Origin of the sequence: Methanohalophilus halophilus (assembly GCF_001889405.1) — an archaeon.
GTDB classification, from domain to species: Archaea; Halobacteriota; Methanosarcinia; order Methanosarcinales; family Methanosarcinaceae; genus Methanohalophilus; species Methanohalophilus halophilus.
On record NZ_CP017921.1, the window covers coordinates 290,371 to 315,128 of the forward strand.

Below are 24,758 nucleotides of genomic sequence, written 5' to 3' on the forward strand. Positions count from 1 at the left end.
GCTACCGAATATAGTTACCGCTGATACTTAATTGAACTTTTCTTCCAGACTGGCAACCTTTTCCACGTAGCCGTCAGCATCAAATTTACGCTTGAGGCCATTGGCGTTCATATACCGCACCTTCCCGAAAATATCCCGTTCCTTCCAGGCCCGGTCATGTTTACCAAAACACCAGGCAATACCCGCATAACCATTAGGGTCCCTGCCGTCCAGTTCATATTTGTTGTTAAGGTACAGGGCGATCTTATATGCCTGCTCGGGGGAATCCGTCCATTCCAGTATCTTCTTGCCCCAGTACATGCGCATGTAGCCGTGCATTTTTCCTGTCAGGACCATTTCTTTCTGGGCTGCGTTCCAGTATGGATCATGAGTCCGGGCCTGTTCAAACTCTTCCAGAGTATATATGTACTGCCTGAAATCATCCCTGTGTTCTGCAAGAGTCTTTTTTGCCCAATCGGGAATACAGTGAAGGGAATCGTAATATTGATCATAATACACAAAGTTCATTGCCAGTTCCCTGCGAACAACAAGTTCTTCCATATATGCTGTTGATCCACCCTTTTTGGCATCCTGCACCTTTAATGCAATCTCAAGAGGTGAAATTTGACCGAAATGCAGGTAGGGACTCATCCCCGAAAGGAAATCAAGGTTTGGATCATTACGTTTTTCAGCATAATCTTCAAGTTTGTCTGCTATAAAATCTGACAGCTTCTTTCTGGTCTGATGAATACCCCCTTTATATGTTGGAGAGGGTTTTACATTCCTGTCAATATCCATATTTTTCAGAATGCGTTCAAAATCATTCGGATCCAGAGAATCCAAATCAATTGCCAGAGATGAATTGGCCAAAGTGGATAATTCAAAAGGATGCATGAATTCATCAAGATGTTTATGGATTTTCTTGCGCAGGGTGGCTGCCGACCATTCCTCCTTGCCGGAAACATTCTCCACCGGCACTATAACATTGCTTTCCACCTGCGCAAAAGGACAGGAAACCGATGCAGCAAGATTCCCACGCCAGCTGCGTTGTAATTTCTGGTAATCCTGATCGGTAATCAACAGGCGTGCATCCCGGGCAAATTCATGGACAACATCAACTGGGTTTCCCTTTAAAATTGCAAATTGTATTCCCAATTTTTCCAGGGATTTTTTTGTTTGGACCAGACCTTCAAACATGAATGTATAATGCCGCAAATTAGCTTCAGGATATTCTGTCAGGCAGAATAAAACCAACAAAGGCAAATCCCTTTCATTGGCCCGCTGTATAGCAAATTCCAGTGCATGGTTGTATTCCACGCGTTGGGAAGATTGCATCCAGTAAAGTACGTATGTCTCCCTTCCAATGGGTTTCTCATTGAGCCAGTGGATCCTTCCAGCATTTGCCATCACAAGGAATTTTATCTTCTATCACATAAAAGACTAGTCATCGATACAAAAATATTTCTAGGTCACACACATTGGTCGAGGAAAGTAAGATTAAGGGGAAATTAAGCATGGAAAAGGAAGAAAAGGTAATTGCAATTTTGCTGACAATGGCGATATTATCCCTGGCTGTAGCATATGTCACCTATTTTCCCAACTCTTTTAACAAAACAGGTGAACAGCCCTTAACAGATTCTACAGAAGTAGGAAAAACTGTGACAATCGAAGGAACCCTCTACAGTAAAGAAACTACATTCAACGGAAATCACCTTATTCTTCAGATAGATTATAATTCCGATTTGCTGACTGTATTTATACCGGAAGATAACGGTGCAATGCACATAGATTCACGGATAACTGTAGGGGATAAATTAAGGATAAGAGGAGAAGTGGATGAATATAAGGGTGAGCCGGAGATCATAGTGGAAAATGAAAACGATATCAAGAAAATGTAAATCGGTACAATTTTAAGTCATTAAAAATATCATTTCTATACATGAAAGCCTGTATTATGTGTGGAGGAAAGGGTACCCGACTTAGGCCTTTAACTTTTGACAGACCAAAACCAAATATTCCAATCATCAACAAAGCATCAGTTGTACACCTTGTGGAGCATCTTGCAAAAGAAGGATTCACTGAGATAATAATCACCCTGGGCTACATGGGTGATAAGATCCTGGAGGAGCTGGGCGACGGCAGCATGTTCGGAGTCCATGTGGAATATGTGTACGAGGAGACAAAACTGGGTACTGCTGGAGGTGTGAAGAATGCTGAGAAGTACCTCTGTGATGAACCTTTCCTGGTAGTTGGGGGAGACCATATAATGGACCTTAAACTCCGTACTATGTACAGGTTCCATGAACGCAATGACGCAATCATTACAATAGGTCTGCTATCCATAGATGATCCCAGGGAATTCGGTATCGCGGATATGGATGTGAACAACCGTATAAATCGATTCCTTGAAAAACCAGGACCCGGCGAAATATTCAGCAATCTTGCAAGCACGGGTATATACATGTGTGACCCGGAGATATTCAAATGGATCCCGGAAAACCAGCCCTACGATTTTGCCAAAGACCTATTCCCATCACTGATGGCAGAAGACAGAAGAATCAATGGTTTGCTTGTGCGAGGACACTGGACTGATGTAGGCAATCCGGCAGCCTATCGCCAGGCACAGCGCTGGATGCTTGAATCAATGCCTGGAACGACCATTGAAGGTCACTTCAACACCAAGGATTCCCGTATAAACGGACCCCTCAAAATAGGCAACAATGTGGTGATCGGTTCCAACACCGCAGTTGTGGGACCAGTGGTGCTCGGTGAGAACACAACCATCGGGGATAATGTCCTGATCGGCCCGTATACGACGATCGGTTCGAACTGTGTCATCAAGGATGGCTGCAGGATCCTTTCATCCTACATATTCAATGATGTGACCATAGGAAGTAATTGTAACACTTCGGGTACTGTGATTGATAACACTACAGTGGTTGGCCAAAACTGCAGTCTGGAAAACGGAACCGTAATTGGCCCCAGGGTACATATAGGGAAAAATTCGACTATTCATTCCAATGTAAAGGTCTGGCCGGACCTGACAATCAAAAATGGATCCATAATAAAGGATAACTTGCTTAATCCTGATTATGATTAATTAAAAAAGGGATTGAGTATCCTGAGCGGATATTCAATCATTTAATGTTTCTTTTTATTCTTCTATGGACACCAGCGTAATATTGAATTTCAGTGTTTCCCCTGCCATAGGATGATTGAAATCAATCATTGCAGCGGTGTCATTAACATCGACAATAACTACCTGCTGGCCATAAGCGGTTGAAAGCCGGTCACCTATTTGATATGGTGTTGTTTTATTGGGCAAATCATCAAGGGGTACTGGCCTGACAAGTTCTTCTTTGTAGGGGCCATATGCTTGTTCAGGTGAAAGTTGCACTGTCTTTTCTTCCCCGACAGCCATTCCCTGCACTGCGCTGTCAAAACCTTTGATCATCCCTTCCCCTCCCAGAGTAAAGCCCAGGGGTTCATATGGTCTGGCAGGGTTGTGTATGCCCTCTTCCAGGGCAACTTCTTCTATGGAAGTGTCAAATACCGTACCGTTTTCGAACTCACCAACATAATCCACGGTGACATTGTCTCCTTCCTCTGCAACTTCAGCAGGGGTCGAGCAGCCACTTATGAGAAGAATTGCGGCAAGTGCTAAAATAAATAGTAGTTTTCTCATGCTCCGACTAATTTACTATTCATGATAAAACTTGTCATTCACGAACTACTGTGGCTGAAATAGACCTGAAACCGTGACCTGTTACCCTCACATCAACAAATTCACCCAGGGGAAGTTTTTCTGAGATACCTACAAGTATCGGATAGGACCCCATCTGCCTGCCAAAGGTACCCACAGAACCCTCACTCCATACCTCACAAAGCACATCCTTAAGTACAGTCCCCTCGGGTACTACCTTCCTCAACATGGGTAAATCAATATCCTTGCGGACTTTTTCCTTGTATTTCAAAAACATTTTCCGGTTTTTGGCCAGAGGCAGCTGCTGTTCTGCTACAGGAGTACCGCTAAAAGGCATAACCTGGCGAATGTTAATCCTGCGCAACAAAAAACCAGCATCCAGGATATTTTTCAAAAAATCATAATTCAATCCGAAGGTTTTCTTTGTTTCTCCTCCAAGACCGTGTACAAAATTAAGCCCGGGAAGCAGATGTGAAAGACCATTGGAGCCTCTTATGCTTCCAATATCATTCATCAATTTTACAGCTTCAAATACATCATCTGGCATTGCTTTGAGATTGTTGGCCCTGATTACAGCAGGATCAGCACTTTCCATGCCCATAGCCGCTACATCCCCGGGTGTGTGATATTTCAAAATGGACTTCATTATTTTACTGCATTCATCAGGATAGGTAGCTATAGTTGCCGGATTGGCATTGTCCATATGCAATACCTCCAGCCCGGGAGCCACTTTCCGAATCCCCGAGTACAGGGATTCAAGCGCCTGCGGATTTGGCCTTGGGAGAGAATCCCCTAAATCCACTGAATGATAGGTGAAAAGATCAGGTTGGCGACCCAGGCGGAAATACAGGGCACCTTCCTTATAAAGACTGGAGGCTTCGGCAACGACATCCTTCACAGGACGGTAGGTTGACGGACCATAGAAAAATTCAGTACAAAAAGAACAGTGGGTATCCCTGCCACATCCGCGGTAAGTTTCCATCTCACACATTATATTCGGGAAATCCGGATGCCTCCTGATTATAAATGCCCCCTTGTCGGCCCATCTGCCAATCTCCCCAACCGTACGCATCCGGTGTTCAACGTTATCAGGGTCCTCGATACAAGGACCGGGGCCAATTATATCATGCACAAATGCCTCAATGTCCTGCCGTGCAACAAATACATCATCACCAGCCATTTCAAGGGTTGACGCTGCCATGCCGCCTTCACTACTGTAACCCAGGCGTATAGGACCACCGATCACCTTCACACCCGAAGTGGCCCTGCAAAGGTATTCGATTTCCTTCAGGGTGATAGGTGAGGAGCGCAGGTACTTACCGGGAACGGTCATACCCGACAGAATTACCACAAGATCAGCCCGGGCAAGCAGGGTAAGGTCTTCCCGTTTACTGTTCCTTATACCGTCTATTGTGAAATAGGATACATCATCCCGACCTATACCACGCTCAACCAGGGCTCCCGCTATATAGCGTATGTAGGGAGAAATATAGGGAGGAACTCCGAAACATGCGGGTTCGTCAACATAACCGTCTATGATTGCAACTTTCATGAATACCGTGGACCTTGCTATAAGGACAAACAGAAAGCTTACTTATATTTAATGATTCATAAATATGAAGTAATTACCCAGAGGTTTCCAAATGAGAAGTGACAGTATCAAAAAAGGGACAGAGAGGGCACCCAACCGTTCCCTCCTCAGAGCTACAGGAGTTACCGATTCTGAAATGGAAAAACCGTTTATCGCGGTGGTCAATTCCTGGACTGAAGTTGTTCCCGGCCATATTCATCTTGATAAAGTATCCGAAGCCGTCAAGGCAGGTATCCGCAACGCAGGAGGAGTGCCCTTTGAATTCAATACTATAGGCATATGTGATGGTATTGCGATGGGGCATGAAGGAATGAGATATTCCCTCCCCAGCAGGGAAGTTATCGAGGATTCGATCGAGCTCATGCTCGAAGGCCACCAACTGGATGGCATGGTCATGATCACCTCATGTGACAAAATCACACCCGGCCATCTCATGGCTGCCGGCCGGCTGGATATTCCGACTATTGTGGTCACCGGAGGACCTATGCTACCCGGTTTTTCAGGAGATGAGCCAAGGGACCTGGTCTCCGTATTCGAGGGGATCGGGGAACACCGCACCGGCAAAGCTACAGCCGAACAACTGAAGGTACTGGAAAATGTATCATGTGCAGGTGCCGGGTCATGTGCCGGAATGTTTACTGCCAATACAATGGCGTGTATGACTGAAGCACTGGGACTGAGCCTGCCCGGCTGTGCCACAGCCCATGCGGTAGATGCCAAAAAGATCCACATCGCCAAGGAATCCGGAGAACGTATCGTTACAATGGTGGATGAAGGGTTGTCAGCACGCAAGGTGGTCAGCCAGAAATCTTTCGAGAATGCGATCATGGTAGACATGGCAGTGGGCGGAAGTACCAACACAGCCCTGCACCTGCCGGCTATTGCCCATGCATTCGATATGGAACTGCCCCTGGATACATTTGACCGCCTGGGTCGCTCAATCCCGCATCTAATCGGATTGAGACCTGGTGGCAAATATCACATGATCGACTTTGAAAGAGCCGGTGGCGTGCATGCAATAATGCAGAGATTGAAATCAAAACTCAACCTCGGGGAAAAAACTGTCACCGGAAAGGCAGTTGGAGAAAATATCGACGAATACGTGATAATAAATCCTGCCATAAATAAGAAGATTATCCATACCCTTGAGAAGCCCCTCCATCAGGAAGGAGGCCTGGCAATACTGAAAGGAAACCTAGCCCCGGAAGGAGGAGTGGTCAAACAGGCAGCTGTTGAGCCCGGAATGATGCAGCACAAGGGCCCTGCAAGGGTCTTTGAAAGCGAGGAGGAGGCCATGCATGCAATCCTTGATAATAACATCAAACCCGGAGATGTTGTGGTAATCCGTTATGAAGGTCCCAAGGGTGGCCCTGGAATGAGGGAAATGCTTTCCCCAACCTCAGCAATTGCAGGCATGGGACTTGCCGATTCAGTTGCCCTTATCACAGATGGCAGATTCTCCGGTGGAACCAGGGGACCCTGCATAGGCCATATTTCCCCGGAAGCCATGGAAGGCGGGCCAATCGGCCTTATCGAGGAAGGGGATATGATAGATATCGATATCCCTGCAAGGAAACTGGAGCTTCTCATCGATGAAGAAGAAATGCAAAAGAGAAAAGAAAACTTCAAACCTCTTGTTAAAGAAGTAAAAGGATATCTTGCCCGTTACAGGAAATCCGTAAGTTCTGCCAACAAGGGCGCTATCAGAGAATAAATCAACAACGTTGAATGCAGGTGCCGTCTCCTTTCTCCACAGTGGAGACGGTGCCTTCCCCTATCATATCTTCGATATTTCTTTCAACTTCATCCTTTGGATAGCGGACCGAAAGCAGGCTTATAAGAACTTGCTTTTTAATTATCATGCCATCAGGAAGGTACTGAAGTATACTCTGTTTAATAGGAGAAGGCGCTTCGTCTGCTGAACTTGTTTTTTCATTGTCCTTTATCCGTTTCATTTTAGTATAGAATGGATCATCCTCTTGTTCGGCAACTTCCTCGGGTGCAGGATTTGCAGCCACTACAGGTTTTTCATCCGGAGATAATGTATCGGTCACAGGAGAAGGTGGGACTGGATCTGTCGAGGAAGTGCCTGCTATGTGATTTTCAATAGATTTCAATCTGTTTTCAATTGACATGAGTTTTTGGGCCAGCAATACTGAATCATCCCTTGTCTTTCCAGGATCAAGGGCTTCTTCGAGCAAACTGCATATAAAGTTGTCACTGTCCGGCATCAATTCCAGTTTCGCAAAGAGAGTATCAGGAATGTCTATTTGCAATTGTCTCATCTGAATCACTTCATTACTATAGACCATTGACTTATGTACAAAACCATATAATCAGACCAACCTGTTAAACGGATGGGAAGAAGCAGGTTCTATTTCAAATTCTTCGGCAGATTCATAAATCATGATATCTGACATCGCAGCTACCGGGAAAATGTAGGGTGCATTCTCAATGGGGCCGTAAAGCACAAAATTCCCGGCTGCAGACTGCTGCATTACGGCAGATGCGATATCACACATCTTAAACACAAGTGGATCATGTTTCTTTTTATCCCTGAGCCATTCCCATGAAGAAGGAGCGTTGTGAATTCCCGAACCTACCGGAAATCCCCATTTTGCCTTGGATGCAAGCGTAATCCTCAGGCAGACCCCGGAACCATTGCCCATAGGAGTTACACCCGGATCAATCAATATATTACACATCCCGCATTCCAGAGCAATATCAATCAGGCCTTTGTCCATTGAAGAGATACCGGACTCCAGAAGTTGCATTCTGCCTTTGAAACCTGAATCCATGGCATTGAAACCCAGGACTATGGAGCTGTCTATATCTGAATCTTTTAACACCTTGCGCTCCTTTTCACCGATGGTCATATTTATGGAGTTATAAACTGCCCTGTCCCCGAGGCCGATCTCGCTCACATATTCTGCCGCAGCCATCCGGGCCAGCGGGTCGGGTGAATCAATAAGGAAAGGAGAGTCCGTAATCTCACTGACAAAGTCAATATAGTTGCGGAGGGCTTGTTCGGTATTGCCGAATATGTGCACCAGGCAGGGATTACCGGTTTCATCGGATGAGGCTCGCTGGGAAATGAGCAGCTCCTCTGCAATTTTGTGATCAAACAACCCTTCATTAGCATTCTCCACTATATCGTGTCCTTCATAGAATATTGTGCCTGCAAGGGCCGTGGGCAGTTCACCGGGATTGCCTCCAATCTTCACACCGGCAATATTGGCAATTTTTTGATCTTTTTGGAACCTGAACATCTGAATACCTCAAGCAATCTCGTAAATTAAGCCGGAAAAAGCATCCATAACCACTTTTTCACTGATAAGTATATCAGCACCGATGGATTCAGGGGCCTGATATTTCCTGACAGCTTTTTTAAAAGATACAGGAGAAACGTCAAAGGGCTCCTCCTGATCATGATAACTGTCAACAATAGAACATATTTCATCAAGATCAGTAAGTCCGATACGGTCTATAAGTTCCACCTGTTTACGGAAACGCTGAATGGTTTCAATTTCCAGATTCTCAATAAAGGGAATCGCCCCCTCTGAACCCAGAATCCTCCCATCTTCATCAATACCGTTTTCGTAAAGGGCTTTCAGGGTCTGCCCGGCAAGATGTCCCCGGGATTCGCCACCACAGAGAAGCACGTACCTGATATTGCAGTTGGAAACGACATTCATTACAACTTTCTCAGCTCCCAGGTTTTCCGTTTTGCAACTACCCCAGATTGCTGCTTTTTCGAACAGAGGCATCGAACTTGCAAGAGTTACCACGGCAATACAGGATTTGGGATTGCCTGCACTGAAATCTCCTTTTGTAACGGGCCATTTCTCTGAAACTGTATCCAATTTATACTACCTCCCTTTTGTTGGAAACAAGAGCTGCAGCAAGCATTATTGCCAGGGTATAATGGCCGCCCACCCGGGATGTGTCAATAAACACATGCCTGTCCATAAGGACGGGGGCCCCAATTCCATTGCCCCCACCCAGAAATACAAGTGAACGGAAGATAAGATTGCCTGATATGCCATCCGGAGCAAGGATGAAGTTAGATTCCCTGATGGCATCCTCTATAAGAATCGTGTAATGTTTCGCATCAATTCCTGCATCATTTAAACGGTTTGCCAGAAAATCCGCATCTGCCAGGGTACGATCCACGCGTTCGTCCCGACCAAGGTCCCCCATACGCCCTCCAGACAGGATACCAACCACGGGTTCAATACCAAACCTGCGGATATAGGCAGCACTTCTTTTTACAAGCTCGATTTTATCGGAAAGGGAGTGCCCTTCATCAATACCCACAGGTGCAAGGAAAAAAGGATTATTGTCATGAGTGAGCAGGAAAGCAACCCTGTATAATTTCTCGATGCCGAGTACCTCTTTGAGGTGAGACAGGGTGCCCGAGGCTTTTGCAGTGCCTCTTACAGCAGCCTCAACGTCCCCGGATGCAAGCAGACTGCCGAGAACTTCTTCCGGTTGTGGGGTATCGATCACTTCAAGGTTTGTCCCGATTGCCGATATATCACGCTGGTCGCCTACAAGAACCACCCTGGCATAACCCTCAACCTGGGCTTTTTCTGCACTCTGGATCAGTTTGGGAGTGGGATTGCGCACACCCAGTGCAACCCGGGGACAATTATCAAGAGCCCTTGTACGTATGATATCCAGCAATCCGTCTGTCTTTTTCTGCATGGGCAGCCTCATTAATATGCGAAGTTAAACAATCAACAAACAACACAATTATTAATTAGTTTTCGCTTTAATATAGGTGAGGTCACAGATGACAATAGAGCAAGATTGGGCAGAAAAATACCGTCCTACAAAACTGGCAGATGTTGTGGGGAACAATAAACCCCTGCAGGCTCTCCGTGACTGGGAAGAAGAATGGGAACACGGAGTTCCTGAGAAAAAAGCAGCCATATTGAGTGGACCTGCCGGTGTTGGAAAGACATCAGCTGCCCATGCCCTGGGAAATGAGATGGGCTGGGAAATAATAGAGATGAATGCAAGTGACCAGCGGACTGCCGGGATTATCGAGAGGGTGGCAGGTTCTGCTTCACGCATGAGTACACTTACAGGGATACAAAAGCGCCTCATAATACTGGATGAAGCAGATAATATGCACGGATCGGCCGACAGGGGTGGAACCCGGGCCATTACGAATGTGATCAAGAAATCCGATCAACCCATTATACTCATTGCCAATGACCTGTATGCCCTCTCATCAACCCTGCGTTCTCATTGTGCGAACATAAAATTCAATTCCATTCCCCAGCGTTCCATCCTGCCTGCATTGAAAAAGATATGCAAGATGGAAGGGATAACATGTGGCACAGGCGTGCTGGAGAAAATCGCTGAAAATACAGGCGGTGATCTTAGAAGTGCCATAAAAGATTTGCAGGCAACAGCAACAGATAAAAAAGAGATAGAAGTTGTGGATGTTACCACTGCAGAAAGGGATACAAAGGAATCTATTTTCAAAGTACTTACCAAAGTTTTCAAGGGCAAGGACCCTCTTGAAGCCTACAGGGCAACCTTTTCCCTTGACGAAACACCTGAAGACCTTATCCAATGGGTTGATGAGAACCTTCCCAACCAGTACCTGGACAAGGACGAAACACTAAGTGAAGACATGACAGCCGCCTATCACAATCTTTCAAGGGCTGATATATATCTTGGCAGGGTACGATTGCGGCAGAACTACGGACTCTGGAGATATGCCGGATTCCTGTTAAGCGGAGGAACGGCAATGGCAAAGAAACACTCCCATTCCGGTTTCCGCAAGTTACAGCCCCCCTCCATGTGGAGACGTATGGGCCAACTGCGCTCCAAACGAAACATGAGGGATAACATAGCTGCAAAAGTGGGATTACACTGCAATGAACCAATCCGGGATTGCCGTATAGATCTGCTTCGGATGTATGGGCTTTTGCTCAAAAGCGAGGACTATGCAGTTGATACAGCATATTCTCTTGAACTCGATGTAGATGAGATTGCTTACCTGACTGAAAGCAAAAAGGTAACCAAGAAAATCCAGAAGATCTATGATGCTTCCCGGGAAATGATGCATGAAAAGGAAGATGAAGATATCGATGTATTCATGCATGTTGCTGAAAAAGACAGGGGACAGTCAACCCTTGATTCCATGTTTTCAGCAGAAAAAGACCCTGCAGAAGAAAATAAAATGGACGGAAAGGAAAAGGATGATCCAAAACCTGCCAAATCCCAGAAGACTCTTTTTGATTTTTAAACTATATTTGCGATATACATTTATCTTCCAGACGCCTAATTTTCCCCGGAGGGTTGAAGGAAATGGCCAGAGAGTATGACATTATTATCATTGGGACAGGCGTAGCAGGCACCGTTTGTGCGAACAAGGCAGCTGCGGCAGGAATGAAGATCGCGATTACAGATATCAGGGAATATGGCGGGACATGTGCACTTCGGGGATGTGTGCCAAAAAAAGTACTTGTGGGTGTTGCCGAAACTGTTGAACAGGTTAATCGTTTCAACAAACTGGGAATCATGCCACAATCTTCCATGAACTGGAGTAAGTTAATGGACTTTAAACAAACTTTTGTGGAAAAATTCCCTCAGAACAAGGAAGAAAAGTTCAAAAATATGGATATTGATACCTATCATGGCGGGGCAAAGTTTGTTTCCCAAAACGAAGTCAAGATAGCAGATACAGTCCTGAAGGGCAAACACATTCTGATTGCACCCGGCTCGTTGCCCCGAAAAATAGGAATCAAGGGCGAAGAAAACCTGATTACAAGTGAGCAATTTCTCAATCTCGATGAATTGCCCGGTAGAATTGTTCTTGTGGGTGGTGGCTATATTTCGTTTGAATTTGCCCATATCGCTGCACGTGCCAAAAGTCAGGTAACTATTTTGCAAAGAAGTGAAGTGCTCAAACACTTTGACAGGGATATGGTCAAATTGCTGGTAAAGGCTTCCCAAGAAGCCGGCATAAATGTAAATACCGGTGTCTCGGTCAGCTCTGTTGAAAGTACTTCAGCAGGATATATTGTGAAGACCAGAGATGGTGAGGGCAAAGAATCGCAGATTGAATGTGACCTGGTTGTAAACGGTTCCGGCAGGATTGCAGCCCTTGAAGGAATGGAACTTGAAAAAGGGAATGTTGAGACAAAAGAAGGATTCGTGGAGACGAATGATTACATGCAAAGTATCTCCAACCCTTACGTATATGCAGCCGGAGATTGTGTAAAGTCTGGAGCTCCTTTAACCCCTGTTGCAAGTTTGCAGGGAACGACTGCAGCAGACAATATGATAAAAGGAAATGTCAAGACAGTGGATTATACCGGCATTCCTTCCACGGTATTTACCCTGCCTCCTCTCTCAAGCGTAGGAATCACCCTGCCTCAATCTACTGACAGGTATGAAGTCCTGATTCATGATCGCAGCCATTGGTATAACAGTAGGCGCCTGTCGGAAAACTATGCGGCCTCAAAAGTCATCATAGAAAAAGAAAGCCAAAAAGTTGCAGGCGCCCACATACTGGGATCCCATTCAGAAGAAGTGATTAATCTCTTTGCAATGGCAATAAGACTTGGACTGACACTTTCCGAATTCAAGAGAGTGGTTTATGTGTTCCCCACGGTCAGTTCAGAAATCCAGTCCATGATACGTGGATAATCACCAGGCGTGATAGTAACCATCTTTAGAGAAAACCTGTACCTGTATTCCAAATATATCAGACAGGTTTTCTGCAGTTAATATTTCATCCGTTGGCCCGTCCCTGTATACACTTCCCTCACTTAGCAGGACCACCCTGTCAATTTCAGGGACCAGGTCTTCGAGATTATGTGTCACAAGAATTATGTTTTTACCTTTGGAAGCAATCGTGCGCATGGACTGCCTGAAAATATGCTGTGCCCTGAGATCTAAACTGTTTGTAGGTTCATCCAGTATCAGTACATCGGGGTCATGCACAAGTGCCCTGGCAACCAATAGTCTGCGGGCCTGTCCAGTTGACATTTCGTTTATGGGGCGTGAGGCAAGATTTTCAATGCCAAGAAAGCCGAGCACCTCATGAGCCCGCCTCTTCATATCCCCGGTAATAGAATGGTTGCGATAGAGGCCTATGCTGCTAAAAAACCCGGACACTACCACCTCGATACCCGGAATATTACGCATATATTCATCCTGCAAATCACCACTGATGATACCCATTTTGTTGCGCAACCCGAAAATGTCCCGGCGCTCCTTTCCAAATAAGCGGACAATTGTCTTTTCAGAGTGAAGGGGACGTAGGTCTCCTGTGACCGTTTTGATAAAAGAGGATTTGCCCGCTCCATTTGGACCGATAATCGCAACATTTTCTCCATTTTTAATATTAAGAGAGAAATTGTCCAGTAATATGTTACCCTTTTTGCAAACTGTGACATTTTCCATTTCAATAATCATAGGCTTCGCATTTTTCGTTTCCATGTGTTACACAACAACAGTTAAATAATTTATAAATTTTTTTAGACATAACATATCCTGCTATACACAGATATCCTAAGATATATATCCATATAAAAATATACTAACATATGGAGGAAATGACATGGGGATTGAAGACAGTAATTTCTCAACGCATCAACAAGGAATGATTCCTAGTGGAATCGAGGGGCTTGATATCTATCTGGAAGGTGGGATAACAGAAGGAACTACAGTACTTCTGATGGCAGAACCCGGGGCAGGATCATCCATTTTTGTCCAGCAATTTGCATACGGTGGCATCGAAAACAATGAGTAGGTCCTGTTTTTTGACAGTGAACAAAGGCCGGAAATGATAAATTCAAATATGGCCCGTTTCGGGATGAATATATATCCACATATCGGCAAAAATATCAATATTATTGATGTCCACAAATATCGTGAGCAAGGACGCGAAGATGAACTTTATAATAAATACCTGAAGGATACGGACATAAACCCTATACTTGAAGAAATGTTGTCGGAAATCACCGAAAACGAGTCTGATAAAAAATGTCGTACCATTGTGTATTCACTGTCATATTTTATACGCCTGGTAGGCCTGGATCCTGTAGTTGAAGCTATTGAATCGCTATCAAAGAAAGGGGACATAAATAAATCGGTCAATTTCCTCCACATTACAAAAGGAATGCACGGGACAACTGTGGAAAACACATTAAAACAGGTTTGCGATACTGTAATTGAACTTCAGGTGGAAGAGAGAAGTTTCAATGTACAAAGAACAATATTTATCAGAAAACTCTACGGCTCCATTGCACCGGATAATTTCCTGCCCTTTTATATAGGAAAAGAAGGAATAAAACTGGATACGATAAAACGTATTCTTTAACGGTTCCTGATACCTTTTTGTCTGTCAATTTCTGAAGCAATGGCTTCCAATTCATCAAACATGCGTTCGGAGTCTTTACGCATTTCATGTACTGCTGCCTTCAGGCTTCCCCCCCTTAGATAAAGCAGGCGTTTTTCACGATAAACAAGTCCTGCCTTTACCAAATTCCTTACATGGTGATTAACACGGGAGAGATTTATGCCAAGAGCCTCAGCTATCATTTCCGATGAAACACGCTCATTCTCGGCAATGTTATCAAGCAAAGTCATTACGACCTGGTTTGCCGTGTTTTCTATATCCCTTCCCGAAGACAGGCCAAAGCTATCACATAACCAGTGTAAATCCTTTTCAGGGTCCTTTTCCCTTGGTTTTTCCAGATTTACCAATATAATCTGCCGACTCATAGGAGATGAATTAAAGAATAATAGTATATAAAAATAACTGTATTACGTAGATATGATATCTACATAATACATATAAAATACACAAAAAACAAAAAGTTTAAATAATAGATTCCCCATTAAGATTCCATACTGACCGAGTCAGTCTGAAAAGGTCAGGAGGACAAAGCATGAATATAAAACCAGTTGGAGAAAGAGTTCTTATCAAACCCATAAAGGAAGAGGAGGTCACTTCGGGAGGAATATACATCCCGGAAAGTGCCCAGAAAGAAAAAAAAGAAGGAAATATTGTAGCCGCAGGCACATATGAAGACGGTAAAGAATTACCGGTCAAAAAAGGTGATCATGTCATCTATGGTGGATTCCAGAGTGATGAAATGGAAATGAACGGGGAGAAATATCTATTCATAGATTTCAAAGATGTACTTGCAATTGTTGAAGAATAAATTATAGGGGGATATAAATGACTACTAAACAGATCACTTTCGACGAAAATGCCAGACAGGCTTTACTGAGAGGTATCGACAAAGTATCCAACACCGTTAAAGTAACCCTTGGGCCCAAGGGAAGAAATGTCGTGCTTGATAAATCAGGCAACCCTACAGTTACCAATGACGGCGTCACAATTGCCAAAGAAATCGAACTAAAGGACAAGTTTGAGAATATGGGAGCAAAGCTTGTCAAGGAAGTTGCTTCACGCACACAGGATAATACAGGGGACGGGACAACTACAGCAACATTACTGGCACAGGCAATGATCAGTGAAGGTATACGTAATATTACAGCGGGAGCCAATCCGATCGAAATCAAAAGGGGAATCGATAAAGCAACCGCTAAAGTAGTTGAATACCTGCAGACCCAGAGCAAGGAAGTCAAGGATAAGGAAAGGATCATACAGGTAGGAACAATTTCTGCCAACAATGATGAGGAAATAGGCAAACTGATATCCGATGCTATGGACAGGGTCGGGTACAACGGAGTAATAACCGTAGATGACTCCAAAACAATGGAGACATCCCTGGAAGTTGTTGAAGGTATGCAGTTTGACAGAGGATATGTCTCACCGTATATGGCAACCGACCAGGAAAAAATGGTTTGTGAACTTGAGAATCCGTACATACTCCTTACAGACAAGAAAATCAATAACGTAAACCAGATTGTACCGGTGCTCGAAAAAGTCGCACAGGAAGGAAAACCTCTCCTGATAGTCGCACAGGATGTAGAAGGGGATGCACAGGCAGCACTTATTCTCAATATTATGAGAGGATCCCTCAAAGTAGGTGCAGTCAAGGCACCCGGATTTGGTAACGACCAGAAGGATATGCTGGAAGACCTGGCCGCCCTGACAGGTGGAACTGTTGTCAGTGAAGACAAGGGAATGAAACTCGAGGATGTTACCGACGATATGCTCGGAAGTGCCCACAAGGTCAGTGTGGACAAGCAGAAGACCACCATCATCGAAGGCAAAGGGGACAAAAATGCCATCGAACGCCGTATGGAAATGATAGAGTCCCAGATCAATATCACTGATGCCGAATACAAGAAAAAGGAACTGCAGAAAAGACTGGCCAAACTCGGAGGCGGTGTGGCAGTCATCAAAGTTGGTGCTGCAACAGAAACCGAACTCGAAGAAAAGAAGATGAGAATAGACGATGCTCTCAATGCCACAAAAGCAGCCGTTGAAGAGGGAGTAGTTGCCGGGGGCGGTGTGACCCTGTTCCATGCAATCCCACATCTGGAAAAATTGGAACTCGAAGAAGACCAGATGGTAGGTGCCAACATCGTGAAAATGGCTCTTGAAGCACCCCTGCGCCAGATCGCACACAACGCAGGCAAGGAAGGTGCCGAGGTAATAGCACTGATCAAAGCCGAAGCTGATGAAGAAGTGGGCTACAATGCCAAGAAGGATACTGTAGAAAATCTTTACAATGCCGGTGTAATAGACCCGACAAAAGTGGTCAGGAGCGGCTTACAGAATGCATCTTCAATTGCAGGAATGGTACTTTCCACTGAGGCCCTTGTCGCTGAATACGACGAGGAAAAGGATGAAAACGCACCTGCAATCATAATCTGATGGCACCAGGCAAGCCCTGCTATCTTGCAGGGCTTTTTTTTTTGAGGCATTACACCCGGGGGAGAATGTCTTCAGAAAAACACTCCAAAAGTATAAAGCCCTGAAATATTGAATTAAATAATGGAGGATCATTATGGACCTGAATAATTTCACACAGAAAGCCCAGGAGGCAATACAAAATTCCCGCACCATTGCTGCAAGATATTATCATCAGCAGATTGATGCGGAGCATCTATTCCTTTCTCTTTTGGAACAAAGGGAAGGGCTTGTGCCTTCTCTGCTTGACAAGATGAACATTTCCAGTGCAATGGTTAAAGAACAACTCGAAAAACACATGTCAGGGCTTCCGCAAGTTTCAGGTCCTGGGAGTGAGAATGTTTACTTCACACAGAAAGCCATCCGGGTACTGGATAATGCTGCATCCCTGGCAGGCAAGATGGGTGACGAGTATACCAGTGTAGAGCACATACTGGTATCCCTGGTCCGGGAAAAGGACAGTTACAGCAAGGAACTGCTCGAGGAATTCGGGGCAGATGAAGAGCGCCTGAATCAGGCGATCAAGGAAATCAGGGGGAATCGCAGAGTGACATCAGAAAACCCGGAGGATACATATGAACCTCTGGAAAAATACGGCATAGATTTTACAGAACTTGCCAATCAGGGGAAACTTGACCCGGTAATAGGCAGGGACCATGAGATCAGGCATACGATAGAAATACTGTCCCGGCGCAGGAAGAATAACCCGGTACTCATCGGAGAGGCAGGTGTGGGCAAGACCGCCATTGTAGAAGGACTGGCGCAGCGTATTGCAAAAAAGGATGTCCCCGATGCAATGAAGAACAAACGTATTGTGGCCCTGGACATGGGTTCCCTGGTCGCAGGAGCCAAGTTCCGGGGAGAATTTGAGGAAAGGCTCAAGGCAGTCCTGAAGGAAGTAGCCGAATCTGAAGGCCAGATTATACTGTTCATCGATGAGTTGCACACCATTGTAGGAGCAGGAGCCACTGAAGGTGCAATGGATGCAGGCAATCTGCTCAAACCTATGCTAGCCAGGGGAGAACTGCACTGTATAGGTGCAACCACCCTTGATGAATACCGGAAATACATCGAGAAAGATGCAGCCCTGGAACGCAGGTTCATGCCAGTGATGGTGAACGCTCCGGATGTCGAGAACACCATCTCTATTTTGAGGGGTCTGAAAGAAAAATATGAGGTTCATCACGGGGTTCGTCTCAAGGACAGTGCCCTTGTGGCAGCTGCTGTCCTGAGTGATCGGTATATCTCGGACAGGTTTTTGCCCGACAAAGCCATTGACTTGCTGGACGAGGCAGCATCGAAGGTTAAGACTGCCATCGACAGCAAACCGGCCAGTCTGGATGAAGCTGACAGGAAACTTATGCAACTTGAGATCGAGAAGGAAGCCCTGAAAAAGGAAAAGGATGCTGCTTCAAAAGAAAGGCTGCAGAGCCTGGAGAAAGAGATCTCAGAAATCCGGGCCGAATCCGATGCAATGCGCACTCGCTGGGAAAACGAGAAGGCCACTATTGCAAAACTGAACAGCCTCAAAGAGCAGATTGATGATACCAAGACCCAGCTGGAACTGGCAGAGACAGAAGGCGATTTTGAAAAAGCATCCCGCCTGAAATATGGTACCCTGGTCCCCCTGCAACATGAATACGAGGAAGAGGAAAACCGCCTGAAGGAAAAGCAAACCAATATGCTGCTCAAGGAAGAGGTGGATGAAGAAGATATCGCATATGTAGTCAGTGAGTGGACCAGAATCCCGGTTACCAGACTCATGGAGGGAGAACGGGAAAAACTGGTGTATCTGGAAGATCGCCTGCATGAAAGAGTGATAGGCCAGAACGAGGCAGTAAAAGCCGTTTCAGATGCTGTGATCCGTGCCCATGCAGGTATCAAGGACCCCCGCCGGCCAATAGGCAGTTTCATCTTCCTGGGACCTACCGGCGTGGGTAAGACCGAACTCGCCAAAGCTCTTGCCAATGAACTTTTCGATAGCGAAGATCATATGATCCGCATTGATATGTCCGAGTACATGGAAAAACACACAGTTGCAAGGCTTATCGGTGCGCCGCCGGGCTACATCGGTCATGAGGAAGGGGGCCAGCTTACCGAAGCCGTACGCAGGAATCCCTATTCAGTCGTCCTGTTTGATGAGATCGAAAAAGCCCATCACGATGTATTCAATATCATGCTCCAGTTGCTCGATGACGGCAGACTGACCGATTCAAAGGGCAGGACTGTGGATTTCAAGAATACGATAGTGATCATGACCTCCAACATCTGTGTGGATTACGCCATCTCCAAACTGGAAGAGGGAGTTGCCTACAGCAAGATGCAGGAGACGGCCATGAACGAACTTACCAAACACTTCAGGCCGGAATTCCTCAACCGTATCGACGAGATCGCCATATTCCGCGCCCTTACCAAGGACCAGCTGACATACATCGTGGATATCAAGATAGAGGACCTCGTGCAGAGGCTCAAAGAGCGCAGGATCGATCTTGAAATCACCGCCCGGGCGAAGAAATACCTGGGGGATGCTGGCTACAGTGAGACATATGGTGCGAGACCACTGAAAAGGGTCATCCAAAACGAACTAGAAACCGAAATCGGCAAACGTATTGTCAGCGCAGAGGTTATGGAATCCGATACTGTTGTTGTCGATGCCGATGAGCGTGGCCTTAGCTTTGAGGTCAGAAAGGGAGAAGAACATACATAAGCTCCCTTTTCTTTTTTTTAATTAATTAAACCACTTAACTCATTTTTCATAATACTGCCTGGGAATCCTCATTATCGGAGATTCCAGGTACAGCATCAGGGATAAAAACAGGATAGTGGAGAATATCCACATATAGGAATTAAGCAGGAAATAGGACAGTATTGTTGAGAAAAAGAGTATTGATACAGCACCCATGGCCCTGGGACCGCGAAGTTTGGGATAAGGATGATCACTGATCATTAGATAGCACAACAGCACGACCAGACCGAAGATAACCCAGGTATAGATATATTGAGGGGCAAGCAGGACATAGGATGATAAAACCACAGCAGAAGCCGTGATTGGCAAACCTTCAAAATCCGGGATTGTTTTTTTCTTAGTGTTGAAACGGGCAAGCCGCAATATTCCACAAACCAGATACATGCAGGCAAAAAAACCCGCTGCGTATCGCAGGGGACCTGATATACTTAAAAAGATCAGACATGCAGGAGCCACTCCGAAAGAAACAGCATCTGCAAGGGAATCAAGGTATTCCCCCATTGGACCCTGACTTATGGTGCGTGCCAGATAACCATCCATCCCATCGGCTACCGCTGCAACCAGTACAAAAATAAAACCCAGCTTAATCTGTCCGCTGAAGGCCGCGAAAATAGCCAAAAGTCCGAAAACAGCATTTGTCAACGTCATTATGTCCGGCAGGACCAGATCCTTGAAGATATCCATCCATTACCTCTCATGATGTGGAGTTTTTGCAATTTTTGTATCACCTGCATATACCTTATCCCCTTTACTGACACAAATATCAAATCCTTCAGGGATAGTAACATCCACCCGGGACCCCAGCCGTATCATTCCAATTTTTTCTCCCTGCAGGATTTCATCCCCTTCCTCCACATAAGTAACTATCCTGCGTGCCAGGAAACCGGCTATCTGGGTTACTTCTATTTTTCCTACGGATGTCTGCAGCTGAATATTTGTTCTCTCGTTGCGTGAGGAATCCTTGGTAAATGCCGGTAGATAACTTCCTTTGAAGTGTTTTACAGATAAAACTTTACCGCAAAAAGGAGCGCGATTGACATGAACATTGTTAAGGTTCATGAAAATGCAAACCTTACGACCCCTGATATCCGAAATTTTACCATCAGCCGGGGCAAGGATACAGCTTTTACAGAGAGTAGAATCCCGCTTAGGATCACGGAAAAAGAAAACAAAAAATACTGTCAGCAACCCAAACCCAAAAGTGGAGTAGAGGAATATTTGCCAGCCGGAAAACAGGCTCAAAAAGAAAGTGTTTCCCCCCAGCAGAGGGACATCCAGCATTGATTGAACGGTAAATATCTGCAATCGCGAAGTTACATACATAAATCCCATTGCAATTGTGAGCAATGAGGCCGTAAAGACCCAGCTATGAGAACCTTTTGCAAGCATTTACCTGTTTCCTGCAATTTTATCAATAATGTCCTTTAACCTGAATCTTGAAAGGGACACAAGCCCATCAATCAGGTCGAAGAGCTGGGGAAGAATCTTCAGGACAGCATAGCCAATTACAAAGAGGGCTACCGCCGAACCCATCTTGGCAATCATATGGTGGGCGATCTCAAAACTTTCTGCACCAAACCATTGCTCTCCATAAGCTATAATTACAAAAACATCACGAAAAATATTCAGTATATAGATAACCGGTACTGAAACCATAAATGCCTGGAACAACTTAGAAGCAGGAGCCCTGACAGAAGCAATCAGGCCGCAAAAGAGGGCAATACTTTCAATGGCAGTACAGGCAAGGATAATCTCCACTGTATAGCCATTATAGGAAATCAGGTTCCAGGAATCCTGAGTAACTTCATAGCCCAGAGAACCGAGAAGCCAGGTTATGTTATCTGTAACGCCAGCAATGATCCAGTAATTAAGTGAAGGCAACTGAGCAAAAGGAAAATAGAAAAAAGAACCTATTGCAGTCGCGCTGGTCACCATTGAAGTAATATCCAGATTCGCAACCGGCAGGGTGTTTGACCTGTATTCGTCTATCATTGAGTAGGCCATCATAAGACAGAAACAGGCAATCATTATTGTAAGGAATACATTGAAATAATCGTAAATTTCCATGTAATGGATTGGCTGGTAAGCCCAGTGTGCACCAAAAGTAATCCATCCAAAAGCGCCTATCATTTTACGATAGGATAATTTACCGGGAAGAATAGCTGAAAGAATCATTAATCCTATTGCTATCAATAAAATGTAGTCTGTCATTTTGGAAGCACCTTAATAAGTATCCAATCTTAATATAGTATCTATCCTATTAAGGTTTTGTCAGAATGAGACCAAAAACACCCCTACTGACAGTCGATGGCGTAATCATATTAAACGGGAAGATAGTACTTATTAAAAGGAAAAATGAACCTTACAGGGGATCGTTTGCCCTGCCGGGTGGTTTTGTAGAGATTGGCGAAACCACAGAAGAAGCGGTAAAGAGAGAAGTAATGGAAGAAACGGGCCTTCTAATCGAAATACTCAAATTAGTTGGTGTATATTCAGACCCTTCCCGTGATCCCAGGGGTCACACAGTATCCGTGGCCTACCTTGCAGTAGGCAAAGGCGAACCAAGGGCAGATACAGATGCTGCAGAAGTTGGATGTTTTGATCCCGACAGTCTGCCAGGACTCGCTTTTGACCACCAGCGGATTCTAAATGATGCAGGAGATGATATTGATGGAATTTTGTCCAAAATGTAAGAGTATGATGTTTCCCAGCGACGGGGACCTTAAGTGTCGCAAATGTGGATATGAGAAAAGCAGGGAAGAAGGCGCAGAAACCATGGTTTCAAAAACCAAGCGTGATGAACGTGAGGTTACAGTGCTTGAGGAAAATGTCGATGAAGGGTTACCTACAACACTTGTCCAGTGTCCGGAATGTGGAAATAACAAAGCATACTGGTGGATGCGACAACTACGTTCAGCAGATGAATCGGAGACCAGATTCTTTAAGTGCACAAAATGCAGTTATACCTGGAGAGAATATGACTGATATCCTCCGACAAAATAAAAACTTATATAACCTGTCGCGTATAATGATTTTCAGATTTTAAAATAATCAGGCGGAGCGACAAAATGTTAGAGGCAACAATTGATGCATCACTTCTGAAAGATTCCATTGAATCATTATCTGTATTGGTTGACGAAGCCCGAGTACACATCTCACCCGAAGGTATAGGCGTGAAAGCTGTGGACCCGGCCAACGTTGCCATGGTCAGCTTTGAACTTCAGGCTGATGCCTTTGATGAATACCAGGCAGAGGAAAGCGAGATCGGATTGGACCTTACAAGAGTACTGGACATATTGGGTGTCGCAGAAAAAACGGACAAAGTGAAGATGAAGCTGGAAGAGGATTCCAGGAAACTCTCCATAAGCATTGGCGGAATATCATATACACTTACATTGCTTGACCCGTCTACAATCCGTGCAGAACCCAGGATCCCACAGCTCGAACTGCCTGCAGAGATCGTTGTGAACGGTAAAGGATTCAGCAGGACCGTTAAAGCAGCCGAAAAAATAAGTGACCATATGTCAATGGGAGTTGAAGGAGAAACCTTCTTCCTGGAAGCAGAAGGCGACACAGATCGTATGCGTCAGGAAATGCCCCGTGATGAACTGATAAGCATCACACCGGGACCTGCACGATCATTGTTTTCCCTGGATTATCTTTCAGACATCGTTAAACCTGCCTCCAAATCCAATGAGGTAACCCTCCAGATAGGAAATGATTTCCCTATCAAGATAAATTTTGAAATTGCAGGTGGAAGGGGTAAGGTCGGATACCTGCTGGCCCCCAGAATAGAGTCTGAGTAAATTATGGAAAGGGCAGAACTTGCGCTGTACCCCTTTACATCCGCCGCTTCGCAATATGTCGGAGAACTGGATTTTGATCTGGATCGCCTTATAAATTCAAGAGCGTTCCAATCAGCCAGACTCAGGGGTGAGGAAAGATTAATCCAGTCTCTGACCTCGGGCATCAGTAAACCCTCCCTCACAAATACAGATGAGGGACGGGTACTCACAGAACTTCTTTCCTACCCTTATGCAAGGATACTCGTATCCTGCCTGAACGATCCCTACCTTAACCGAAAATATTCTCACGCTGAAGCCGAAGCTGCATATTCCCTGCTGTTAGAGAGAGAAGATTTTTTTCTCAGGGAAATAGGAGAAGAATTCGGAATCCATGCCAAACAGCATGAAAGAGGCTTCCATCTACACTTTGCGGATTTTTTGAAATATTCCACAACCCTCAAAGCAATTGAGTGGAAACTGATAAACCAGAGAATGGTACATGGCAAAGTTTTTGTTGAAAGAAAAGATTTTGCCCGATTGCTGCAGGAAGCAATCAAAAAAAGTATTCATGACAGCCTTCCCCTCAAAGTTCCCGAGAAGACCTGCACAGATTGCTCAGGTGCACTGTCAAGATTGAAGGAACTACTCCAGCAAAAGAAAGGTGATATTGAAAGTGGACAGATCGGAGAAGTAGACAGTAAACTGTTTCCTCCCTGCATCAATTATGCCATCAATAATGTTCGTACAGGGGTAAACCTTGCTCATTCAATGCGTTTTGCAATGACTTCCTTTTTGACAGGTATTGGCATGACAGTGGATGATATAATCAACATGTTCAATGTATCCCCGGATTTTGATGAAGAAAAAACAAGATACCAGATTGAACATATTGCTGGTTCCTCAGGTACAAAATATACTCCTCCCTCATGCAGCACCATGAAGACTTACGGCAATTGCCATGGAGCTGATGAGCTTTGCAAGAGAATCAACCATCCCCTGAACTATTACCGCAGGAAAATGTGGTATAAAAATAAATTTAAAAAGCCTGCAAATACAAAAGAAAAGAAAGAGACAGAGTAACTGGCATAAATCAT

At 45.0% G+C, this 24,758-nt stretch carries 24 protein-coding genes and 1 pseudogene; 13 read left to right on the plus strand and 12 right to left on the minus strand.

The window, feature by feature from the left end; all coding sequences use genetic code 11:
* Positions 1-27: 27 nt before the first annotated feature.
* Positions 28-1,386 carry a deoxyribodipyrimidine photo-lyase gene (gene phrB, locus BHR79_RS01470; protein ID WP_072560530.1) on the minus strand — a complete coding sequence of 453 codons (1,359 nt, stop codon included), beginning with the start codon at positions 1,384-1,386 and terminating at the stop codon, positions 28-30.
* Between the two features lie 107 nt (positions 1,387-1,493).
* Between phrB and BHR79_RS01475 the strand changes: the two genes are divergently transcribed.
* Positions 1,494-1,877 (plus strand): OB-fold nucleic acid binding domain-containing protein, encoded by a 384-nt coding sequence (locus BHR79_RS01475; RefSeq protein ID WP_072560532.1) that lies wholly within the window; start codon positions 1,494-1,496, stop codon positions 1,875-1,877.
* A gap of 41 nt (positions 1,878-1,918) precedes the next feature.
* Positions 1,919-3,079, plus strand: a complete 1,161-nt coding sequence (locus BHR79_RS01480; RefSeq protein ID WP_072560533.1) for a sugar phosphate nucleotidyltransferase — start codon at positions 1,919-1,921, stop codon at positions 3,077-3,079.
* A 54-nt stretch (positions 3,080-3,133) separates the two neighbouring features.
* Here BHR79_RS01480 and BHR79_RS01485 read toward each other — a convergent pair whose 3' ends face one another.
* Both BHR79_RS01485 and BHR79_RS01490 read right to left on the minus strand, forming a co-directional pair.
* Positions 3,134-3,664 carry an FKBP-type peptidyl-prolyl cis-trans isomerase gene (locus tag BHR79_RS01485; protein WP_072560535.1) on the minus strand — a complete coding sequence of 177 codons (531 nt, stop codon included), beginning with the start codon at positions 3,662-3,664 and terminating at the stop codon, positions 3,134-3,136.
* A gap of 34 nt (positions 3,665-3,698) precedes the next feature.
* Positions 3,699-5,234 carry a radical SAM protein gene (locus tag BHR79_RS01490; protein WP_072560537.1) on the minus strand — a complete coding sequence of 512 codons (1,536 nt, stop codon included), beginning with the start codon at positions 5,232-5,234 and terminating at the stop codon, positions 3,699-3,701.
* A 91-nt stretch (positions 5,235-5,325) separates the two neighbouring features.
* On the opposite strand from BHR79_RS01490, the gene ilvD reads away from it, so the two are divergent.
* The gene (ilvD, locus tag BHR79_RS01495; protein ID WP_072560539.1) at positions 5,326-6,987 is read left to right on the plus strand and encodes a dihydroxy-acid dehydratase; all 1,662 of its coding nucleotides are present in this window, start codon (positions 5,326-5,328) and stop codon (positions 6,985-6,987) included.
* Position 6,988: 1 nt separating this feature from the next.
* Here ilvD and BHR79_RS01500 read toward each other — a convergent pair whose 3' ends face one another.
* Genes BHR79_RS01500 through mtxX form a run of 4 tightly spaced genes read right to left on the minus strand, consistent with a single transcriptional unit; the run spans position 6,989 to position 9,980 of the window.
* Positions 6,989-7,558, minus strand: a complete 570-nt coding sequence (locus BHR79_RS01500) for a hypothetical protein (RefSeq protein WP_143743528.1) — start codon at positions 7,556-7,558, stop codon at positions 6,989-6,991.
* Positions 7,559-7,609: 51 nt separating this feature from the next.
* Positions 7,610-8,542, minus strand: a complete 933-nt coding sequence (gene mtrH / locus BHR79_RS01505; protein WP_072560542.1) for a tetrahydromethanopterin S-methyltransferase subunit H — start codon at positions 8,540-8,542, stop codon at positions 7,610-7,612.
* Between the two features lie 9 nt (positions 8,543-8,551).
* Positions 8,552-9,136, minus strand: a complete 585-nt coding sequence (locus BHR79_RS01510; protein ID WP_072560544.1) for a tetrahydromethanopterin S-methyltransferase subunit A — start codon at positions 9,134-9,136, stop codon at positions 8,552-8,554.
* 1 nt (position 9,137) lies between these two features.
* Positions 9,138-9,980: a methanogenesis marker protein Mmp4/MtxX gene (gene mtxX, locus BHR79_RS01515; protein ID WP_072560546.1), complete on the minus strand. Its 843-nt coding sequence runs from the start codon at positions 9,978-9,980 to the stop codon at positions 9,138-9,140.
* Positions 9,981-10,068: 88 nt separating this feature from the next.
* On the opposite strand from mtxX, the gene BHR79_RS01520 reads away from it, so the two are divergent.
* Complete coding sequence (locus tag BHR79_RS01520; RefSeq protein ID WP_072560548.1) at positions 10,069-11,538, plus strand: replication factor C large subunit; 1,470 nt, start codon at positions 10,069-10,071, stop codon at positions 11,536-11,538.
* 62 nt (positions 11,539-11,600) lie between these two features.
* On the plus strand, positions 11,601-12,944 hold the full coding sequence (locus tag BHR79_RS01525) for a dihydrolipoyl dehydrogenase family protein (RefSeq protein ID WP_072560549.1): 1,344 nt from the start codon (positions 11,601-11,603) through the stop codon (positions 12,942-12,944).
* On the opposite strand, the gene BHR79_RS01530 is transcribed toward BHR79_RS01525, so the two are convergent.
* Positions 12,945-13,739 (minus strand): ABC transporter ATP-binding protein, encoded by a 795-nt coding sequence (locus BHR79_RS01530; protein ID WP_072560551.1) that lies wholly within the window; start codon positions 13,737-13,739, stop codon positions 12,945-12,947.
* Between the two features lie 163 nt (positions 13,740-13,902).
* Between BHR79_RS01530 and BHR79_RS01540 the strand changes: the two are divergent.
* Positions 13,903-14,622: pseudogene (locus tag BHR79_RS01540) on the plus strand (RAD55 family ATPase).
* On the opposite strand, the gene BHR79_RS01545 reads toward BHR79_RS01540, so the two are convergent.
* Positions 14,619-15,026, minus strand: a complete 408-nt coding sequence (locus BHR79_RS01545; RefSeq protein ID WP_072560557.1) for a MarR family transcriptional regulator — start codon at positions 15,024-15,026, stop codon at positions 14,619-14,621. The pseudogene BHR79_RS01540 and the gene BHR79_RS01545 overlap by 4 nt on opposite strands.
* Before the next feature lie 167 nt (positions 15,027-15,193).
* Here BHR79_RS01545 and groES point away from each other — a divergent pair, with 167 nt between their 5' ends.
* The 3 genes from groES (at position 15,194) to clpB (ending at position 19,840) form a co-directional block, all read left to right on the plus strand.
* Complete coding sequence (gene groES, locus BHR79_RS01550) at positions 15,194-15,469, plus strand: co-chaperone GroES (RefSeq protein WP_072560558.1); 276 nt, start codon at positions 15,194-15,196, stop codon at positions 15,467-15,469.
* A 17-nt stretch (positions 15,470-15,486) separates the two neighbouring features.
* The gene (groL, locus tag BHR79_RS01555; RefSeq protein WP_072560560.1) at positions 15,487-17,097 is read left to right on the plus strand and encodes a chaperonin GroEL; all 1,611 of its coding nucleotides are present in this window, start codon (positions 15,487-15,489) and stop codon (positions 17,095-17,097) included.
* Between the two features lie 133 nt (positions 17,098-17,230).
* Entirely contained in the window at positions 17,231-19,840 is a 2,610-nt protein-coding gene (clpB, locus tag BHR79_RS01560; RefSeq protein WP_072560562.1) for an ATP-dependent chaperone ClpB, read from the plus strand.
* Between the two features lie 39 nt (positions 19,841-19,879).
* Here clpB and BHR79_RS01565 read toward each other — a convergent pair whose 3' ends face one another.
* From BHR79_RS01565 to artA, 3 genes are read right to left on the minus strand one after another with little or no spacing between them, the layout of a single operon-like run.
* Positions 19,880-20,563: an archaetidylserine synthase gene (locus BHR79_RS01565; RefSeq protein WP_072560564.1), complete on the minus strand. Its 684-nt coding sequence runs from the start codon at positions 20,561-20,563 to the stop codon at positions 19,880-19,882.
* Positions 20,564-20,566: 3 nt separating this feature from the next.
* The gene (locus tag BHR79_RS01570) at positions 20,567-21,268 is read right to left on the minus strand and encodes a phosphatidylserine decarboxylase (RefSeq protein ID WP_072560566.1); all 702 of its coding nucleotides are present in this window, start codon (positions 21,266-21,268) and stop codon (positions 20,567-20,569) included.
* Complete coding sequence (artA, locus tag BHR79_RS01575; RefSeq protein WP_072560568.1) at positions 21,269-22,090, minus strand: archaeosortase A; 822 nt, start codon at positions 22,088-22,090, stop codon at positions 21,269-21,271.
* Positions 22,091-22,155: 65 nt separating this feature from the next.
* On the opposite strand from artA, the gene BHR79_RS01580 reads away from it, so the two are divergent.
* The 4 genes from BHR79_RS01580 (at position 22,156) to priL (ending at position 24,744) form a co-directional block, all read left to right on the plus strand.
* Positions 22,156-22,572, plus strand: a complete 417-nt coding sequence (locus BHR79_RS01580) for an NUDIX domain-containing protein (RefSeq protein WP_072560569.1) — start codon at positions 22,156-22,158, stop codon at positions 22,570-22,572.
* Positions 22,550-22,864: a transcription factor S gene (locus BHR79_RS01585; protein WP_072560571.1), complete on the plus strand. Its 315-nt coding sequence runs from the start codon at positions 22,550-22,552 to the stop codon at positions 22,862-22,864. The genes BHR79_RS01580 and BHR79_RS01585 overlap by 23 nt, the downstream gene beginning before the upstream one ends.
* 83 nt (positions 22,865-22,947) lie before the next feature.
* Positions 22,948-23,685, plus strand: a complete 738-nt coding sequence (locus BHR79_RS01590) for a DNA polymerase sliding clamp (RefSeq protein WP_072560573.1) — start codon at positions 22,948-22,950, stop codon at positions 23,683-23,685.
* Positions 23,686-23,688: 3 nt separating this feature from the next.
* Positions 23,689-24,744, plus strand: a complete 1,056-nt coding sequence (gene priL, locus BHR79_RS01595) for a DNA primase regulatory subunit PriL (protein ID WP_072560575.1) — start codon at positions 23,689-23,691, stop codon at positions 24,742-24,744.
* Positions 24,745-24,758: the final 14 nt, after the last annotated feature.

Coding starts and splice junctions, on each gene's coding strand:
- phrB (WP_072560530.1), bottom strand. CDS start 1,386: ATGGCAAATGCTGGAAGGATCCACTGGCTCAATGAGAAACCCATTGGA.
- BHR79_RS01475 (WP_072560532.1), top strand. CDS start 1,494: ATGGAAAAGGAAGAAAAGGTAATTGCAATTTTGCTGACAATGGCGATA.
- BHR79_RS01480 (WP_072560533.1), top strand. CDS start 1,919: ATGAAAGCCTGTATTATGTGTGGAGGAAAGGGTACCCGACTTAGGCCT.
- BHR79_RS01485 (WP_072560535.1), bottom strand. CDS start 3,664: ATGAGAAAACTACTATTTATTTTAGCACTTGCCGCAATTCTTCTCATA.
- BHR79_RS01490 (WP_072560537.1), bottom strand. CDS start 5,234: ATGAAAGTTGCAATCATAGACGGTTATGTTGACGAACCCGCATGTTTC.
- ilvD (WP_072560539.1), top strand. CDS start 5,326: ATGAGAAGTGACAGTATCAAAAAAGGGACAGAGAGGGCACCCAACCGT.
- BHR79_RS01500 (WP_143743528.1), bottom strand. CDS start 7,558: ATGAGACAATTGCAAATAGACATTCCTGATACTCTCTTTGCGAAACTG.
- mtrH (WP_072560542.1), bottom strand. CDS start 8,542: ATGTTCAGGTTCCAAAAAGATCAAAAAATTGCCAATATTGCCGGTGTG.
- mtxX (WP_072560546.1), bottom strand. CDS start 9,980: ATGCAGAAAAAGACAGACGGATTGCTGGATATCATACGTACAAGGGCT.
- BHR79_RS01520 (WP_072560548.1), top strand. CDS start 10,069: ATGACAATAGAGCAAGATTGGGCAGAAAAATACCGTCCTACAAAACTG.
- BHR79_RS01525 (WP_072560549.1), top strand. CDS start 11,601: ATGGCCAGAGAGTATGACATTATTATCATTGGGACAGGCGTAGCAGGC.
- BHR79_RS01530 (WP_072560551.1), bottom strand. CDS start 13,739: ATGGAAACGAAAAATGCGAAGCCTATGATTATTGAAATGGAAAATGTC.
- BHR79_RS01545 (WP_072560557.1), bottom strand. CDS start 15,026: ATGAGTCGGCAGATTATATTGGTAAATCTGGAAAAACCAAGGGAAAAG.
- groES (WP_072560558.1), top strand. CDS start 15,194: ATGAATATAAAACCAGTTGGAGAAAGAGTTCTTATCAAACCCATAAAG.
- groL (WP_072560560.1), top strand. CDS start 15,487: ATGACTACTAAACAGATCACTTTCGACGAAAATGCCAGACAGGCTTTA.
- clpB (WP_072560562.1), top strand. CDS start 17,231: ATGGACCTGAATAATTTCACACAGAAAGCCCAGGAGGCAATACAAAAT.
- BHR79_RS01565 (WP_072560564.1), bottom strand. CDS start 20,563: ATGGATATCTTCAAGGATCTGGTCCTGCCGGACATAATGACGTTGACA.
- BHR79_RS01570 (WP_072560566.1), bottom strand. CDS start 21,268: ATGCTTGCAAAAGGTTCTCATAGCTGGGTCTTTACGGCCTCATTGCTC.
- artA (WP_072560568.1), bottom strand. CDS start 22,090: ATGACAGACTACATTTTATTGATAGCAATAGGATTAATGATTCTTTCA.
- BHR79_RS01580 (WP_072560569.1), top strand. CDS start 22,156: ATGAGACCAAAAACACCCCTACTGACAGTCGATGGCGTAATCATATTA.
- BHR79_RS01585 (WP_072560571.1), top strand. CDS start 22,550: ATGGAATTTTGTCCAAAATGTAAGAGTATGATGTTTCCCAGCGACGGG.
- BHR79_RS01590 (WP_072560573.1), top strand. CDS start 22,948: ATGTTAGAGGCAACAATTGATGCATCACTTCTGAAAGATTCCATTGAA.
- priL (WP_072560575.1), top strand. CDS start 23,689: ATGGAAAGGGCAGAACTTGCGCTGTACCCCTTTACATCCGCCGCTTCG.